The following is an 18,291-nucleotide window of genomic DNA, read 5'->3' on the forward strand; positions in this document are numbered from 1 at the left end:
GTCAGTACCTCACCCTCGGGTCGACGAACGCGGCGATGATATCGACCACGAAGTTGGTGACCGCGACGATCACGGCGATCATCGCGACGATGCCCTGCACGGCCACGAAGTCGCGAGCGCTCAGGTAGGCCGCGAGCTGGAAGCCGAGACCCTTCCACTCGAAGGTCGTCTCCGTGAGCACGGCGCCGCCGAGCATGAGGGCGATCTGCAGGCCGATCACCGTGATGATCGGGATGAGGGCGGGGCGGTAGGCGTGCGTACGGACCAGGCGTCCCTCGCTGACGCCCCGCGAGCGGGCGGCGTCGATGTAGGGCATGTTGTAGGTGCCGATCAGGTTCGTGCGCACGAGGCGCAGGAAGATGCCGGCGGTCAGCAGACCGAGAGTCGCTGCCGGGAGGATGGCGTGCAGCAGCACGTCTTGCACGTACGCCGCGTTGCCCGAGGCGATCGCGTCGATCAGGTAGATGCCGGTGCCATCCTTCAGCGCGATCTCGGTGCGCACGTTGGCGCGACCCGAGACGGGCAGCCACCCCAGCCACACGGAGAAGACGAGTTTGGCGACCAGTCCCGAGAAGAACACGGGTGTCGCGTAGAAGAGGATCGCCGAGACGCGGAGCGAGGCGTCGGGCCAGCGGTCGCGCTTGGCGGCGGCCACCATGCCCAGGGGGATGCCGACGACGAACGCGATGATCAGCGCGTAGATCACGAGCTCGAGCGTGGCAGAGCCGTACGTGAGGAGCACTTCGGTCACGGGCATGCGGTTGCCGGTGAGCGTGGTGCCGAAGTCGAATGTGAGGATCTGGCCGAGGTACTCGAAGTACTGCACCAGCACCGGCCGGTCGTATCCGGCGGCGTGGATGCGCTCGGCGAGCTGATCGGGTGTGAGCTGTCCGCCGAGCGCCGTGGTGATCGGGTCGCCGGTGAGGCGGATCAGGAAGAAGACGACCGTGACGAGGATGAGCACGGTGGGGATCATCAGCAGGAAGCGGATGAGGATGTAGCGCCCGAGCGACGTTCCGCCGGATCGGCGGCGAGCGGTGCGGGCGGGTGGGATGCCGTCGGCCGGGGTTGTCCCGGCGGACGACGCAGCGACGTTGCTCGTCATATGAAGGGTCCTTCGCGCAGATCAACGACCCCGCCGGCTTCGACTCGGCGAGCGGAAGCGGACGGGGTCGTGATCGTGATGCTACTTGGTGATGGAGGCGAAACGCAGCTTGAACGACGCGTCGAGGGTCACGCCGTCGACGTCGGTGCCGGCGATCGCGACCTGGGCGCCCTGCAGCAGCGGAACCGTCGACAGGTCACCCGCGACGAGCTCCTGGATCTTCTCGATGTCGGCCTTGCGCGCGTCGGCATCCGGCTCGACAGCCTGCTTGAGGATCAGGTCGTTCACCTCGGGGTTGTCGTAGTGGTTGCCGAGGAAGTTCTCCTTGAGGAAGAACGGCGTGAGGTAGTTGTCGGCGTCGGAGTAGTCCGGGAACCAGCCGAGCTGGTACGCGGGGTAGACGTCGGCGGTGCGGTCCTCGGAGTACTGCACCCACTCGGTCGACTTGAGGTCGACCTCGAACAGGCCGGACTCCTCGAGCTGCGACTTGACCAGGGCGTACTCGTCACCCGAAGAGGGGCCGTAGTGGTCGGGGCTGTACTGCAGGCTCAGCTTCACCGGGGTGGTGACGCCCGCCGCCTCGAGGGTCGCCTTCGCCTTGTCGGCATCCGGGGCGCCGTTGCCGTCTCCGTACAGGCCCTTCAGAGCCTCGGTCGCACCGGCGAAGCCTTCGGGGACGTAGGAGTACAGCGGGGTGTAGGTGCCCTTGTAGACCTGCTCCGAGATCGCGTCGCGGTCGATCAGGTCGGCCACGGCCTGGCGGACGGCGAGAGCCTTGGCCGGGTCGGCGTCGGCGGTCGTCGCACCGTAGGGCTGCGTGTTGAAGTTGAACACGATGTAGCGGATCTCGCCGCCGGGGCCGTCGATGACCTGAACCTTGTCGTTGCCCTTGAGGTCTTCGACGTCGGTGGCCGACAGGCTGCGGTAGGCGACGTCGACATCGCCCTGCTGCACGGCGAGCTTGAGGTTCGAGGACTCGGCGAAGTAGCTGAGCACGACGCTGCTGTTGACCGGTGCGTCGATCAGGCCCTTGTAGTTCTCGTTCGGAGTGAACTCGACGGTCTTGTTGAAGTCGTACGAGGAGATCACGTACGGACCGCCGAACGCATTCGCCTTGACGATGTCGTCATCTGAGGTGAGCGCGTCTGCCGAGAACACCTCGTCGTCGACGATCGCACCCGGGAAGCTGGTGAGGATGTACGGGAAGACCTGGTCGTTCTCGGTCTTCAGGTGGAAGACGACCGTGGTGTCATCCTTGGCCTCGACGCTGTCGAGGTTGTACAGCAGGCTCGAGGCGCCGTTCGGGTCGGCGATCTTGATGTTGCGGTCGAACGAGAACTTCACGTCAGACGACGTGAGGTCGTTGCCGTTGGCCCACTTCAGGCCCTTGGGGAGAGTGACGGTGTACTCGGTCGGCGAGGTGAACTCGGCCGTCTCGGCGAGGTCGGGGACGACCTCGGTGCTGTTGTAGTCGGTGTTCACCAGGTACGGGAACACCTGGGTCTGCACCGCGAGCGAGCCGTTGTCGTAGGAGCCGGCCGGGTCGAGGGTGGTGACCTTGTCGGTGGTGCCGACGATGATGTCGCCGCCCTTGGCGTCACCCCCGCCGCCGTTGTCGCCGCCGCCGGATGCGCAGCCGGCGAGGACCAGGGATGCGACGCCGAGGGCGCCGACGGCGAGGCCGAGGCGGCCACGCGTGGTTTTACGCAGAGACATGAATCTCCCCATCTGTGAAGGTGCAGCCTCGTCTGGTGGACGGGCTCAAGGCACCATCATGCACACGCATGCACCCGGATGCCGAGAGGCTGCCCGAATTCGTAACGAGACTGAAACCCGGCCCAGGTGGGACGCGGATTCAGGCGGAGAGTCCGAAGTGCTCGAGCTCGGCGGCATCCAGCATCCGCGATCTGATCAGGAATCGCATGCCGGTGGGTCCTTCGACGCTGAACCCGGCGCCGCGCCCCGGCACCACGTCGATGGTCAGATGGGTGTATTTCCAGTACTCGAACTGCGACGCCGACATGTAGACCTCGACCGGGTCGTCGAGGCCGACCTCGAGATCTCCGAGGAGCACGTCGCCGGGCCCGGTGATGAACATGCCGATCGGGTAGCACATGGGTGATGAGCCGTCACAGCATCCTCCCGACTGATGGAACATCAGCGGCCCGTGCTGAGCGGTGAGCTTGCGGATGAGGGATGCCGCGGCATCCGTCACGTCCACCCGCTGGTACATGTCAGCTCCCTTCAATTGCCGGTCGTCGCGTGCGCGAAGCGAGACGGAACGCAACTCCCCATCTTGCGTTCCGTCTCGTCGCTCCGCTCCTCGCTCGACGAACAGCGGCTGGTGCGGAGATCAGAAGAAGCCCATCGGGCCTTCCGCGTAGGAGACCAGGAGGTTCTTGGTCTGCTGGTAGTGATCGAGCATCATCTTGTGGTTCTCGCGGCCGACGCCCGACTGCTTGTACCCGCCGAATGCGGCGTGCGCGGGGTACTGGTGATAGGTGTTCGTCCACACGCGACCGGCCTCGATGGCCCGCCCGGCGCGGTACGCCGTGTCGCCGCTGCGGCTCCAGACACCCGCCCCGAGCCCGTAGAGGGTGTCGTTGGCGATCGAGATGGCGTCGTCGAAGTCGTCGAAGCTCGTCACGGACAGCACCGGCCCGAAGATCTCCTCCTGGAAGATGCGCATGTCGTTCGTGCCCTCGAACACCGTCGGCTGCACGTAGAAGCCCTCGCTGAGATCGCCGCCGAGATCGGCCCGCTCACCGCCGACGAGCAGCTTCGCGCCGCCCTGCTTCCCGATGTCGATGTAGCTGAGGATCTTCTCGAGCTGGTCGTTCGACGCCTGCGCGCCGATCATCGTCGCGGGGTCGAGCGGGTTGCCCTGCACGACCTTCTTGACCCGCTCGAGCCCGTCGGCGAGGAAGCCGTCGTAGATCGAGCGCTGGATCAGCGCACGCGACGGGCAGGTGCAGACCTCGCCCTGGTTCAGCGCGAACATCGTGAAGCCCTCGAGCGCCTTGTCGTAGAACGGGTCGTCGGCACGGGCGACGTCTTCGAAGAACACGTTCGGGCTCTTGCCGCCCAGCTCCAGCGTGACCGGGATGAGGTTCTGCGACGCATACTGCATGATCAGGCGACCGGTGGTGGTCTCGCCCGTGAACGCGACCTTGCGGATGCGCTTGTGCTGAGCCAGCGGGGCGCCCGCCTCGATGCCGAAGCCGTTCACGATGTTCACGACACCGGCCGGCAGGAGGTCGCCGATGATGTCGAACAGGAACAGGATGGATGCCGGCGTCTGCTCGGCCGGCTTGATGACGATGCAGTTGCCTGCGGCGAGCGCGGGCGCGAGCTTCCAGACCGCCATGAGGATCGGGAAGTTCCAGGGGATGATCTGGCCGACGACCCCCAGCGGCTCGTGGAAGTGGTACGCGACGGTGTTCTCGTCGAGCTGGCTGATGCCGCCCTCCTGGGCGCGCAGCACGCCGGCGAAATAGCGGAAGTGGTCGATCGCGAGCGGGATGTCGGCGGCGAGCGTCTCGCGCACCGGCTTGCCGTTCTCCCACGTCTCGGCGATCGCGATCTCCTCGAGGTGCTGCTCGATGCGGTCGGCGATCCTGTTGAGGACCACGGAGCGCTCGGCGGGGCTCGTCTTGCCCCAGCTCGCGAACGCCTTCCAGGCGACCTCGACTGCGCGGTCGATGTCTTCGCTCGTGCCACGGCCGACCTCGGTGAACGGCTTGCCGTTGACGGGGCTGACGTTCTCGAAGTACTGGCCTCTGACGGGTTCGACGAACTCGCCGCCGATGTAATGGCCGTAGCGCGGGCGGTAGTTCGCGAGAGCACCCGGCTGTCCGGGCGCGGCGTAGGCGGTGGACACGTCTTCTTCGACGATGGTCATCTCGGCTCCTTCGACGGTGCCGCGGGCGTCGGTGCTGCGCGGCTCTGCTCTGAAGGTAGATCTGCAACCGTTGCACGCTCGTGCGTCACGTTGCAGAAGGTTGCGCGCGGGAGCACGCGAGCGTCAGGCCTCGAGTTTCTCGATGCGCGCCACGAGCCCTGCGCGCTTGGGCGAGCGTGCAGGCAGCATCTCGAGCGCCAGGCGCAGCACCTCGGCGTCGTTCTGCCCCTCGGGGATCTCGGCGTACGCGAGCAGCACGTCGAGGCTCGCCTCGGAGAACATCACCTCGCGCAGCGCCGATCGCACGGTCTCACGCAGCTCTTCCACGCCCGGCGACGACGACTCCGGCAGCACGGGCCCGCGGTACGCAGTGAGGGCGACCCTGTGGGCGCCCCGGTCGAGGAGCGACAGCACGTCCTGAGCATCCGTCTCGAGCGTCATCGGCAGACGATAGGGCCGGGATTCGGGGATCAGGCCGGATGCCGTGCGCTCGAGCACCTTGCGCAGCCGCACCATCTCGGGCCTGAGCGTGTCGGGCGAGGCGCCCTCGCCGTAGACGAGCTCGGCGAGGCGCTCGGCAGAGAGCCCCTGCCGGTGCACCGCGAGCATGAGCATGATCGCGGCGTGCCTCGCGCTCAGCTCGATCACGCGTTCGCCGAACTCGGAGTCGGTCTCGAGCAGCGCCCTGTCACGCCCGAGCACGTGGAGGACTCCGCGGGTCGTTCCTCTGCCGCTGTGCACCGGGGCAGGAGAGCGATGAGCGGCGGCGCGCGACCGCAGCCGCGAGACCAGAAGCTCCGACTCGACCGCCCGCGCGGTCGCATCGACCAGCAGGCGCGCCTGCGTGGAGACGACCTCGTCGCCGCCCGTGATGTCGATGACGCCGAGAACGTGATGCGTCTCGGGGTCGCGCACCGGGGCCGCGGTGCACGACCACGGATGCACGAGCCGGTTGTAGTGCTCGGCACCGCGGATCTGCACGGATTGCCCGAGCGCCAGCGCGGTGCCGGGGGCGGCCGTGCCGACGGCATCCTCCGACCAGTTCGCGCCCGCGACGAACCCCATGTCCCCCGTGAGGGTGCGCACGTGCGGGTCGCCCTCGACCCACAGCAGCCGGCCTGCCTGATCGCCGACCGCGACGATGACGCCGGAGTCCTCGGCGCTGCCCGGCAGCAGGAGCGCGCGGATCATGTCCATCGCCGAGGCGAGCGGGTGCGCCAGGCGGTACTGCTCGAGCTCTTCGCTGACCAGCTCGAGCTGCGGGGCTCCCTCGGGTCCGACGCGGCGGCGCCATGAGCGCTCCCAGGAGTCGCGCACGAGCGGACGGACCTGCTGGAGGCGGCTGTCGTCGAGATTGCCGGCGATGAGCTCCTCGTGGGCGCGCTCGATCAGAAGACGCGACGCCTCAGGGCGCGCATCTCGTGACGCGTTCCACGACGCTGCCACAGCGGTCTCCGATCATCGTGAGCGGGGCGATTCTCAGTGTACGAGTCGACGGTCACGGGCGGAACAGCGCGTGCCGAACGGCCCGCGAATCCGTGGGCCAGCCGGAGAAGCGGCAATGACCTCTCCTGGGTCCTTGAGCTGCCTCAGCCCCTGGGCGCCTGAGCCTGTCGAAGAGCCCACCAGTCGCGCAGACGCTGCTCGGCGGCATCCGCTCCGATCACGCCCTCGTCGAGGCGCACGTCGAGCAGGAACCGGTAGGCCTCACCGACCTCTCGGCCGGGCTTGATGCCGAGGATCTGCTGGATCTGGTTGCCGTCGAGCTCTGGGCGGATGCTGTCGAGCTCCTCCTGCTCGCGCAGCGCCGCGATGCGCGACTCGATGTCGTCGTAGGCGTTCGCCAGCCGCGTCGCCTTGCGCTTGTTGCGCGTGGTGACGTCGGCCCGGGTGAGGATGTGCAGGCGCTCGAGGCGGTCTCCGGCGTCGCGCACGTAGCGGCGCACGGCGGAGTCGCTCCACGCGCCTTCCGCGTAGCCGAAGAAGCGCAGGTGCAGCTCGATGAGCGTGGCGACGGCGTCCGTCGTCTCGGTGTCGAACCGCAGCGCCTGCAGGCGCTTGCGGGCCATGCGCGCGCCGACCACGTCGTGGTGATGGAAGCTCACCACTCCCCCGTCTTCGAGTTTGCGCGTGCGGGGCTTGCCGATGTCGTGCAGCAGTGCGGCGATGCGCAACGGCACATCAGGGGCCTCGCCGGGGTGGCGTGCATGCTCCAGCTCGATGGCCTGGGTCAGCACCGTCAGGGAGTGCTCGTAGACGTCTTTGTGGTGGTGGTGCTCATCGATCTCGAGGCGGAGAGCGCTCACCTCGGGCAGGAACTCGTCGATCAGCCGGGTGTCGACGAGGACGCGGATGCCGCGCACCGGGTCGTCGGTCTGCATGAGGCGCACGAGCTCGCCCTGGATGCGCTCGGGGCTGACGATCCTGAGCGTCTCGCGCAGACGCTCGATCGCCTGCTCTGTGGCCTGCTCGATCGAGAACCCGAGCTGGGCGCTGAACCGCGCAGCGCGGAGCATGCGCAGCGGGTCATCGCCGAAGGAGACGTTCGGATCGGTCGGGGTGCGAAGCACGCCCGAGACGAGGTCTTCGACTCCCCCGGTCGGATCGATGAGCTTCACGGCGGGAACCTGAAGCGCCATCGCGTTGACGGTGAAGTCCCGTCGGATGAGATCGCCGTCGATCGTGTCGCCGAACTCGACGGTGGGCTTGCGAGTCACGCCGTCATAGCTGTCGGCGCGGTAGGTGGTGATCTCGACCTGCTCGCCCTGCACGCGGGCGCCGATCGTGCCGAACGCACGCCCGATGTCCCAGTGCGCGGTGGAGATCGGCTTGACGATCTTGAGGATGTCGTCGGGATGCGCGTTGGTCGTGAAGTCGAGGTCGTGCGTGGCGCGTCCGAGCAGGGCGTCGCGCACCGGACCGCCGACGACGGCGAGATCGAAGCCGGCGGCGGCGAAGGCTTCGGCGAGGGTGCGGACGACCGGATTCTCGGCGAGCGCGCCGAGACGGGCGAGGCCGTCGGCCATGTTGAGCATGGGTTCCAGCGTACCCGGCGGGCGGATGCCGTTCAGAAGAGCGGGTTCTCGCCCTTGGCCTGCGCGATCGCCCGCGTGCGCGCCTGCATGTGGCGCATGAGCAGCGCGCTGAGAGCGAATCCGCCGATCGCCGCGATCGCGACGAGGATCCAGATGACGACCTCGGGATCGACGAGCCTGAACACGTACACGATCAGCACGGCGGCCACCAGCAGGGCCGCCTCCGCCATGGCGAAGCGGACGAACAGCTTCGCCTGCCGTGCGGTGTACTCCTTCTCGACAGCGGCGACGCGCGATTCGATCGAATCCCCTGTGTAGCTCATGGCACCCACCGTAGCGGCCCGGCCGTCCTAGGATCGGCACGTGGCCGAACACGACTCCCCCGGAGGCACCGACCGACGCGGGTTCCTCAAGTTGGGCGGCGCCGCTGTGGCCGGCGCCGTGATCGGCGGCGCGGGCGGCGCGGCGATCGGCGCCTCGCTCGCCGGCGACCACGACGGCGGGTTCGCGCAGGAGCCCGACCCCTTCGCAGCGCTCACGCCGCGAAGCGAACCCGGCTTCGACCACGTCGTAGTGCTGATGGGCGAGAACCGGTCGTTCGACAATCTGCTGGGCTACCTCTACACGCCGCAGAGCCTTCCCGCCGGGGAACGCTTCGAGGGTCTCGCCTTCGGCGCGCATAGCAACACGGCGCCCGACGGCACCGTCGTCGAGGCCCACGTCTACCAGGGCGCCACCGATCGCATCATGAGCCTGCCGGATCCGGATCCGGGCGAGGAGTACCCGCACGTCAACACGCAGATCTTCGGCACGATCGACCCGCCGGGAAACTCCGAGCTGTACATCGATCAGATGAGCGCGCCGTTCAACGCGCCGCCGCGCGGCGCGAAGGCCGACATGTCTGGTTTCCTGAAGGACTACATCGTCAACTTCCGGAGGCTGCGCCGAGGCGTCGAGCCGCGCGCCGAGGAGGCGGCGCACATCATGGGCTCCTTCTCACCCGAGATGCTGCCGGTGCTCTCGACCCTCGCCGCGGAGTTCGCCGTGTTCGACCACTGGTACGCCGCGGTGCCCTCCCAGACCTTCTGCAATCGATCCTTCTTCCACGCGTCGACGTCGCACGGCTTCGTGACGAACGTGGGAGGCGGCGGCTATCGCAAGTGGCTGGACGCGCCGGCGGCCCCCACGGTGTTCAACCGCCTGGAGGATGCCGGTCTGACGTGGAGGATCTACTTCGACGAGCTCCAGCTCGTCTCGTTCACCGGCCTGCTGCACGCGGGGGCTCTCGAGAAGTACTGGCGCACCGATCACTTCGGCACCATGGCGGACTTCTACTCCGATGCCGAGAACGGCACGCTTCCCGCATACGCCTTCATCGAGCCGCGTATGGTCTACGACCACAACGACTTCCATCCGCCGTTCGGGGTGCTGCGCGAGGGTGAGGCCGACGGCGAGCCGGTGCTCGACAGCGCGATCTCCGATGTCCGCGCGGGTGATCGTCTCGTGCACGACGTGTACGAGGCGATCCGGACGAGCGCGTCGCCGCACGGCTCCAACGCCATCAACACCCTGCTGCTGATCACGTTCGACGAGCACGGCGGATGCTACGACCACGTGCCGCCTCCCGAGGCGACGACGCCGACCGCGGCATCGGGCGAAGGCGAGATGGGCTTCACCTTCAACCGCCTCGGATGCCGGGTGCCGGCCATCGCGGTGTCGGCGTACACGAAGCGCGGAACGATCATCCACGACGAGATGCACCACGGATCGGTCACCGCGACGCTCTCGCGCCTGCACGGACTGAAGCCGTTGAACGACCGCGACGCCTCGGCCAACACGCTGCTCGACGTCGTGAACCTCGACAGGCCGCGGCATCCGTCCGACTGGCCGGTCACCGTCCCCGCCTACACTCCGCCGAACCCCGAACAGGCGCCCCCAGGCGATGCCGACCGCGCCAAGCCGCTCACGCCGCCGGCACGCGGACTGCTCGGTCTGCTGATCGCGCGGTACGGCCGACCGGATGAGCCGGAGCCCGAGACGTTCGCCGACGCGTACCGCCTCCTGCACGAGCACGGTGAGGAGCTGTTCGGGCCGCCGAAGGGGAACTGAGCGTCAGCGGAGCCGGCTCCGAGGAGAAGAGGACGGGCGGATGCCGCGGCATCCGCCCGTCGCTCGCTCAGCTTCTGCGGCGGCCTCGCAGCAGCATCCCTCCGCCGACGGCGAGCACGAGCACCGCCGCCAGCCCGAGGCCGCCGAGCCACGCGCCCGATGCCCCGGTCGTTGCGAGACCCCCGCTCGAGCCTGCAGAGCCGCCCGATCCGGATGCTGTCGCACCACCCGCATCCGATCCTCCCCCGGCGGATCCGCCACCGGCCGATCCACCGCCGGCGCCCGATCCGCCATCGCTGCCACCGTCGCTGCTTCCGCCGCCGGTCTCGCCGGCGATCGTGGTGAAGGTGCGCACCGCGGTGTACTCCACGCCGCCGAACGGTCCCGCGGTGCGCACGTACCAGCCGTGGGTCCCGTCGGAGAGGCCGTCCCAGGTGACCGAGGTCGCCTGACCGCTGACGACGCCCTCGGCGCAGCCGACCTCCTCCGAGGTGAGGATGTCGGCGCGGAACGAATCGGTCGCGAGGGTCTTCGCCGTCGACACGATGCCGCCGGCCGCGTAGGGGATCTCGAATTCCTGCATGCCGGCCGGGCTGTTCAGCGAGGGCTCGTCGGAGTCGAAGTCGTCGAGCGACGGCGAGTAGGTGCGCACGATGATGCGGCCCCCGTCGTTGTCGAAGTGCAGCAGGCGCAGGTACCCGAGGCCGCCCTCGGGCAGGCCCTGGTAGTCGAACAGCATCGAGTACACGGTGCGGTCGGCGGTGCCGTCTCCGTCGTCGTCGAAGTCGTCGAGGCGGGTGTAGGCGTCGTGGTAGTGCCCGGAGCCCACTGCGATCACGTTCGCGTTCGGCGCGACGACCTCGTCGTAGATGCGCTGCGGGAACGGGCCGAGGCCACCCGTGGTCAGCATGTACTCGTGGAGGTTGATCATCACCTTGCGCTCGGGGTACTGCGCGATGACCGAGTTCATCCACGCGATGTCCTCCGAGTTCGACGCGGTGTCGTTCGGGTCGGGCCAGCCCATGTACATCATGAGCAGGTCGACGCCGTCGACGCTGACCAGGTCGTAGTGACCGCGGTTGTCCTTGTAGGAGCCGCCGTACCAGGGGTTCTGCTCGAACCGCGCGGCGCCGAAGTACGTGCTGTACGGCCCGTAGTCCCCGTCGAAGTGCCCGACGTCGTGGTTGCCGGCGAGCACACCGTACGGCAGACCGGCGTCGTCGAGGATGTCGTAGGCGGCATCCGCGTTGTCCCACTGGTGCTGCTCGTTCTGGTTGTCGACGATGTCGCCGGTGTGCGTCACGTACTGCAGGTTGAGGTTCTCGCGCTGCGCGACCAGGAATCGGTTGATGTCGATCTGGTGCTGGTAATAGGTGTCCGAGCCGCCGGTGCCGGCGCCGTGACCCTCGTTGCTGTTGTAGTACTGCGTGTCCGACTGCCAGGCGAGGGTGAAGTCGTAGTGCTGACGTGGGGTGGCGGCCTCGTTGTAGTCGGTCACCTGCGAGTCCCTGGTGCTCAGGTCTGTCGCCGCCCACCCTTCCGAGTGCTGCACGAGGAATGTGAGTTCGCCGTTCTGCGCGCGCCCGGCGACGGGCACCTGCGCGCCGAGGGTGAAGCTGGTCGGCGATCCCCCGGTGGTCACGTAGCGGTCCACCTCCTCCCACGCGCCGCCGGTCGTCTGCACATACAGCAGCACCTTCGCGTCGGCGTTGGCGGATCCCGCCCAGGCCACCCGCACGTCGGAGCCTTCGCCTGCGCCCTCGGGCACGGCGACCGTGAACAGCTGGTAAGGCATGGCGCTGTCGCTGGTCTCGGCGACCTCGAGCCCGTCGGTGCCGGTGAGCTTCGCGATGTCGTCTGCGCTCAGCGGCTCGCCCTCGCGCGCTGTCGAGCCGGCGTCGGTCGTGGTGCCCGAGACGACGTGCACCGATGCGTCGGCGGCCGTGTACGTGTAGCCCTCGGCGAAGCACACCGCGAGCCGGTCGTCGACGTTCGACCCGGGGATCGCACTGAGCTCGACGGAGTCGCCCTCGATCACCGCGCCGTCGGCGGGGTTCACGAGCATGGTGTGCGGCCGCTCGTCGGCGGTCGTGAAGCTCACGGTGCTCGTCGACACGTTGCCGACCGCATCCGACGCCGTGACGACCGCGACGTGATCTCCCGGCGTCAGGGTGAGCGACGACGTCTCCGTCGGCAGGGTGATCTCATCGCCGTCGAGAGATGCGGTCATCGACGCGAAGCCCGATCCTGCATCCGTCGCCGAGGCGTCGATCGTGAAGGGTCCGCGATACAGCTCGCCCTCGTCGAGGGTCGTCGTGATCTCGGGTGCCGTGTTGTCGACGATGACCGTGCGCGTCACGGTGCCGGCGACGGCGGCGCGCAGAGCCTCAGCCTGACCTGCGGATGCCGTGATCTCGTGCGGACCGTCGGCGACGGCCGTGGTGTCCCACACGGTCGAGACCGAGTCGAAAGCGTCGTCCGGGATCGTGAACGTGGCGAGGAAGTACACGAGGTTCGCGTCGCTGAGGTTGATCCGCTCGGCGGAGTCCTTCGGGCAGGCGCGCGCCGCGACCTCCTGACCCTCCCCTGCACCCGAGCACGAGGTCGGGCGCAGCACGCGCCCGTCAGGCAGTGCCAGGCGCGGGTTCATGATCGTGTAGTCGTCGTTGTTCTCGTTCACGTCGGGCTGAGGCCAGGCCTTCGTGCCGGCGTAGACGCCGATCGTGAGCTGCTGACCCTTGACGACCTCTTCGACCGGGACCGACGCGTCGACGGTCACGATGCGGTCGTAGAAGCCGCCGTCGAAGATCTTCAGCACGTTGTCGCCGAGCTTGATGCCGTTGCGGAAGAAGGCGTCGGTCGCGGTCGCCTCGACCGCGAAGACGGGCGCCTTCTCGAGCGATGCCGTGCCGTCGGCGACCTGCGCGCCGTCGATGCTGAGATCGAGCGCGCCGACGTCGCCGTCGGTGGTGGCGACCACGGGCGTCTGACCGTTGACGAACTGGCCGTCGGCCACGTTCAGACGCACGGGCTCGACGTCTGCGGAGTCGAGCGTGAGCCGCACGGGGCCGAGCGTGCTGACCTGACCGCCGTCGCCGGCGGTGACGGTGTACTCCACCCAGCGCTTGCCGTACACGTCGACCGAGGGGATCGAGTACAGATAGCGTCCGGCGGCCGAGAACGTGAGGTTGCGCGTCTCGGTGCCGCCGAGGTCGTCGGTGACCGTGAGGGTGACGCGACGCACGAGAACGTCGTCGGTGATGTCGAAGCCGAGCTCGATGCCTCCCGTGTCGGGGACCTCGGAGCCGCCGGTGAGGTCGACGATCACGGGCGCCGCCCCGGGGACGGGATGCGGCACGAACGAGGCCGCGACCTGGTCGTCGGTCACCGCTCCCGGCGTCGGAGTCGCGAGGCCGAGCATGGTCTGGACGGTGCCGGCCGGATCGGCCGGTGCCCACAGAGCGGATGCTGCGGCGCCGGGGTTCCAGGAGTACTGGATGGCCGTGCTCGCCGTGGTCTGGGCGTCGTCGAAGTAGTAGGCGCGGGAGATGTCGTGACCGCTCTTGGTCTGCAGCTGCAGCCCGCGGGATCCGCCGTTCGCCATGCCCCCGGAGGCGATCGTGAGGATGTCGGTGCCGAGGGCGAGATCCGTGCCGAACGCCGTGTTGAAGTCGTCGACCGTGAGGCCGGCGGCGAGGACGGCCGGGTTCTGCACCCACAGCACCAGCGTGCCGCCGGCGGCGATCACGGGTTCGCCAGGACCTGCGGGCCACAGCGTCGAGGAGTTCGTCTTCGGGGCAGTGAGGTCGTTGTCGGTGGTCAGGTAGCTGAGCACGTAGTCGCCGAAGTCGACGGGGGCGTCTGAGGCGTTGTAGATCTCGATGTACTCGTAGGCGTCGGAGCCCGAGACGTTCGCAGTGTCCGGCGCGACCTCGGTGATCTGAAGGATCGGCCCGTCCGAATCCGGGTCGGTCGGCTTCGTGAGGGCGCTGGTGACCTGTTCGGCCGTGACGACGCCTGGCGTCGGCTGGGCCGTCGCACCGGTGGTGTCGTAGGTGAGCAGACGCGAATCGGCATTGCCGATCAGGTCGGAGACGGCGAACTGCGCGTTCCACGGCGTCGAGCCGACGGCGTCGTCTGCGGGAACCCAGGCGCGTGACAGGGTGGCGCCGTTCGCGTCGGTGAGGCTGAAGCCGCGGTCGCCGCTGTTGGCGAAGCCGGCCTGCGGCCCGAAGCGGTAGATCGGCGCATCCGCGGCGATGCCGTAGAACGCCCGGAACTGGTCCTTCGTGAGGCTGCGGCGCGCGTCACCTGTCGCGTAGTTCATCCAGAACACGGCCGATCCGTTCGCCGGGATCACGGCGGGTGCGTCCGCCTCGCCGTCGAGGTGGATCAGCGGCTGCACGGTTCCCGTATTCCAGCGGCTCGTGTGGTACCTGATCTGGATTCCCGCCGTCTCGAGGTCGATCGCGGCATCCGTCGTGTTGGTCACCTCGAGGAACTCATAGTTGTCGGCACCGGGGTTGTCGCCGTTGATCTCGGTGATGACGAGGGGCCAGTAGGCGCCGGCGTTGCTCGCAGGCGCTTGCGCCGGTGCGGCCGGCGGCGCGGTGTCGGATGCCGGCGGCTGCTCGATCGGCGCCGGCTGCTCGGTCGGCGGGGTCGTCGTGTCCTCGGTCGGGAGCGGGGTCGGCTCCTCCGTGGGGGTTGCGGTCGGGGTGGGCGCCGGCGTCTCGGCCGGCGCGGGCGTCGGCGTCGGCGTCTGTTCGGGCGTGGTCGAGTCCTCGGCGAAGGCCGAGGACGAGGCATCGGGAAGGATGCCGGCGCTGAGAGTCGCGGTGACGACCACGACGCCGAGGGCGACGGCGAGGGCGCGACGGAGGGAGGGAGAGGGCATGGGGAACCTGTTCGGGATCGAGCGGCGGGGCCGTCGACCTTTCTATGGCTCGCAGATGACCCGGAGGTGCCGGAATGCGTCCGTGCGGTGCATCCGGTGTGAACGGAGCGTTAACTTCCGCAGGCGTGCCTGCGCCGGTCAGTCGCCCTTCGAGCGACGGCGCGACACGACGACGAGAATGCCGCCGATGATCAGCACCGCAGCTCCGATGCCCGCCCAGAGGAAGGTCTCGGGCGCGAGTCCGGTCGCGGGTAGCTTCGTGCCGCCGGTCGGGGCGGGGCCGCTGTCGGTCGGAGTCGGAGTCGGAGTCGGGGTCACCACGACTGCACCGAGGGTGAAGTCCTGATCGACGACTACCTCGCCGGCTGCGGTGATGACGACAGTGCGGCTCGCGGCGCCGACCACGGCCGTTCCGGCCGGGGGCGTCACGGTGATCGTGTACGTACCCGGCGGGAGCGTGCCGAGACCGTACGCGCCGTCGGCGTCGGTGGCGACCTGCTGCGTTCCGTCGGGACCCTCGACGGTGATCGCGACCCCGGCCACCGGTGTGCCGCCGTCGGTCCGCACCACTCCGTCGATCGCGCCGAGGCGGGCGAGTTCGAAGTCCACGTCTTCGACATCGGTCGCGCCGACGCTCTCGTCGCGGGCGACGGGTCCCGAGGCGCTGTAGCCGCTCGGCACCTCGATGCCGACGGTGTACTCGCCGGCGGGCAGACGCGGGAACGAGTAGTCGCCGTTCGCGTCGGTGACGGCGGAGAGCGTCGATCCGCCCGGTCCGGATGCCGTCACCGTGACGCCCGCGACACCCGCGCCGTTGGACTGCACGGTGCCGCTCAGAGAGGGATGCTCGGCGACGACGAAGTCGACGTCGGTGATCGGCGTCTCGCTGTCCTCCGGCACGGTGAACGGCGGCGCCGAGGTCACGAGCGTGTAGCCGTCGGGTGTCGTGATCGTGGCTGTGTGGTCACCGACCGGAACGTCGTCGATGACATAGCGACCGTCTGCGTCGGTCGTGGTGGTGAGACCGTCGATCGTCACAGTGACTCCCGCGATCGGCAGTCCGTCGGTGTCGGTGATGCGCCCGGAGACAGCCACGGGGACGATGTCGCGCACCGTGAAGTCGGCGACACCGTCTTCGTCCGTCAGGTCGACGTCCTGCGAGACCGCGCTCTGGGCGATCTTGCCGTCCGGCGGTGTGACGCGCACCGAGTATCCATCAGTGGCGACGAAACCGGGGAACGCATACGTTCCCCCCGTGGTCGTGGTGGTCGTGGCGACCACCGTGCCGTTCGCGTCGGTGAGGCTCAGCTCGACTCCCTCGAGAGGCCCCTCGGCGACGTCGGTCACGGTGCCGGTGATGTCGCGGGCGATCGAGGCGAACCACGTCTGGTAGACGGGGAAGCCGGCACGACGAGTGAAGAAGAAGGTCAGCGAGCTGATCGGAGTCGACGGCTCGAACCATGCGGCCGCGCCGCTGGTGTCGGCAGCCGCCTGGTTCCCGGTCAGCGTGAGGGTCGTCGGGTTCCACGTCGGGACGTCTGCGGCGTCGCCGGTGCACGAGGGCTTGCCGACGACACCTGGTGCGCAGTAGTTGAAGCCCTCTCGGAAGCCGAGCTCGGCCGCGTCGAGCACATGGCCGTCACCTGCCACGGCGTGGATGCGCACGGAATCGGCGTCGATGTCGCCCAGCACGAACGTCCAGCCGGAGGCCGGCGTCGGTGCCGCGAAGGAGTACGTCGTTGTCGACGGGCTGGTGGCGTTGTCGGCCTTCGGCCGGAGGTTGACGTACGGCTGCCCGGCGCTGCTGCCGTACTTCGCACCGACGGGCGTCCCCTCCGCGAGCCAGGTCGAGGCGCCGGAGATGACGCCGACCTGTCCGCCGCGGGAGTCGCTCGTGACCGTCGCGCTGACGGCCGGCTGCGCTGCGATCTGCACCGAGGATGTGTAGGCGCCGGGCGAGCCGCTCAACAGCTCCCAGCCCGCCCACGATGTCGTCGTAGCGGCCGCAGCGGGAAGCGCCCCGACCATCACCGCGACAAGCGCCACAGCTCCTGCAAGAACTCCACCCCGGTATGCACGCATGGCGCCAGAGTACCGGCATGCTGGATCGATTCGCCAGAGCCAGGGCCGCGCGGTCGCCGCCCGCAGGGCGACCCTCGGATGCGTGGCCGGACTCAGACGGCGTCGCCCTGAACGGGACCCTCCGTGTTCGGCTTCCACCCCAGGGCGGGTGCCACGTGCTCTGCGAAGGCCTGCAGGACGTGCAGGTTGTACTCGGGACCGAGCTGGTTCGGAATCGTCAGCATGAGCGTGTCGGCGGCCATCACGGCCTCGTCGGCGAGCAGCTGCCTGATCAGCACATCGGGCTCGGCGGCGTACGTCTTGCCGAAGGTCGAGCGGTAGCCGTCGATGATGCCGATCTGGTCGGCGTTCTCTGCGCTGCGAAGACCGAAGTAGGCCCTGTCCATGTCGGAGACCAGAGGGAACACGCTGCGGCTGACCGAGACGCGGGGTGCGCCGGTGTGGCCTGCGTCCTTGTACGCGGCGCGGAACAGCTCGATCTGCTCGCGCTGCAGCTCGTGGAACGGCTGCCCCGTCGCCTCGGTGAGCAGAGTCGAGCTCATCAGGTTGAGGCCCTTGCGACCAGTGTCCTCGGCGGTCGCCCGCGAACCTGCGCCCCACCAGATGTGGTCGCGCAGCGTCGGCGAGTGCGGTTCGATCGACAGGTAGTGGCCCGCGCCCACCATCCGCGGGTCGCCCGGTGCGACGCGCGCGCCGTCGATCACCTCGAGGAAGAGGTCGAACTTCTCACGCGCCATCACGCTGCCGCGCTCGGTGTCCTCTTCATCGACGAATCCGAAGGTCTCGTATCCGCGCAGGGCGGTCTCGGGTGAGCCGCGGCTCACGCCCAGCGCGATCCGGCCGTCGGCGATGTAGTCGAGCGCCGCCGCCTCCTCCGCGAACTGGAACGGATTCTCGTAGCGCATGTCGATCACGCCGGTGCCGACCTCGATGCGCTTCGTGCGCGCGGCCATCGCGCTCAGCAGCGGCATCGGCGATGCGGCCTGCCGCGCCCAGTGATGCACGCGCACGTACGCGCCGTTGACGCCGATCTCGTCGGCGCCCTCGGCGATCTCGATCGTCTGCTTCAGCATGTCGCCGGCGGTGCGCGTGGAGGAGCCGGGCACATCCGCGTAGTGACCGAACGAGAGGAAACCGAAAGCCTTCATATTTCTATGCAACA

General features: G+C 68.6%; 11 protein-coding genes. 1 reads left to right on the forward strand and 10 read right to left on the reverse strand.

Annotated features, from left to right (window positions below):
- Position 1: 1 nt before the first annotated feature.
- The 7 genes from RS84_RS08690 to RS84_RS08720 all read right to left on the reverse strand — a co-directional run bounded on the left by RS84_RS08690 (position 2) and on the right by RS84_RS08720 (position 8,364).
- Positions 2-1,105 carry an ABC transporter permease gene (locus tag RS84_RS08690; protein WP_045257371.1) on the reverse strand — a complete coding sequence of 368 codons (1,104 nt, stop codon included), beginning with the start codon at positions 1,103-1,105 and terminating at the stop codon, positions 2-4.
- An 81-nt stretch (positions 1,106-1,186) separates the two neighbouring features.
- Positions 1,187-2,821: an ABC transporter substrate-binding protein gene (locus tag RS84_RS08695; RefSeq protein WP_045257372.1), complete on the reverse strand. Its 1,635-nt coding sequence runs from the start codon at positions 2,819-2,821 to the stop codon at positions 1,187-1,189.
- Positions 2,822-2,960: 139 nt separating this feature from the next.
- Complete coding sequence (locus RS84_RS08700) at positions 2,961-3,338, reverse strand: DUF779 domain-containing protein (protein WP_045257373.1); 378 nt, start codon at positions 3,336-3,338, stop codon at positions 2,961-2,963.
- A 120-nt stretch (positions 3,339-3,458) separates the two neighbouring features.
- Entirely contained in the window at positions 3,459-5,006 is a 1,548-nt protein-coding gene (locus RS84_RS08705) for an aldehyde dehydrogenase family protein (RefSeq protein WP_045257374.1), read from the reverse strand.
- A gap of 123 nt (positions 5,007-5,129) precedes the next feature.
- Positions 5,130-6,452 carry a transcriptional regulator gene (locus RS84_RS08710; protein ID WP_045257375.1) on the reverse strand — a complete coding sequence of 441 codons (1,323 nt, stop codon included), beginning with the start codon at positions 6,450-6,452 and terminating at the stop codon, positions 5,130-5,132.
- 143 nt (positions 6,453-6,595) lie between these two features.
- Positions 6,596-8,041, reverse strand: a complete 1,446-nt coding sequence (locus tag RS84_RS08715) for a CCA tRNA nucleotidyltransferase (protein ID WP_045257376.1) — start codon at positions 8,039-8,041, stop codon at positions 6,596-6,598.
- 32 nt (positions 8,042-8,073) lie between these two features.
- On the reverse strand, positions 8,074-8,364 hold the full coding sequence (locus RS84_RS08720; protein ID WP_045257377.1) for a hypothetical protein: 291 nt from the start codon (positions 8,362-8,364) through the stop codon (positions 8,074-8,076).
- Between the two features lie 40 nt (positions 8,365-8,404).
- Here RS84_RS08720 and RS84_RS08725 point away from each other — a divergent pair, with 40 nt between their 5' ends.
- Positions 8,405-10,150 (forward strand): alkaline phosphatase family protein, encoded by a 1,746-nt coding sequence (locus tag RS84_RS08725; protein WP_045257378.1) that lies wholly within the window; start codon positions 8,405-8,407, stop codon positions 10,148-10,150.
- A 67-nt stretch (positions 10,151-10,217) separates the two neighbouring features.
- On the opposite strand, the gene RS84_RS08730 is transcribed toward RS84_RS08725, so the two are convergent.
- From RS84_RS08730 to RS84_RS08740, 3 genes are all read right to left on the reverse strand, one after another.
- Positions 10,218-15,047, reverse strand: a complete 4,830-nt coding sequence (locus RS84_RS08730) for a lamin tail domain-containing protein (RefSeq protein WP_052676287.1) — start codon at positions 15,045-15,047, stop codon at positions 10,218-10,220.
- Between the two features lie 138 nt (positions 15,048-15,185).
- Positions 15,186-17,129, reverse strand: coding sequence for a collagen binding domain-containing protein (locus RS84_RS08735; RefSeq protein ID WP_045257379.1), 1,944 nt, complete (start codon positions 17,127-17,129; stop codon positions 15,186-15,188).
- Between the two features lie 92 nt (positions 17,130-17,221).
- Entirely contained in the window at positions 17,222-18,277 is a 1,056-nt protein-coding gene (locus tag RS84_RS08740; protein WP_045257380.1) for an LLM class flavin-dependent oxidoreductase, read from the reverse strand.
- Positions 18,278-18,291 lie beyond the last annotated feature (14 nt).

The organism is Microbacterium hydrocarbonoxydans, from assembly GCF_000956475.1.
GTDB lineage: Bacteria > Actinomycetota > Actinomycetes > Actinomycetales > Microbacteriaceae > Microbacterium > Microbacterium hydrocarbonoxydans_A.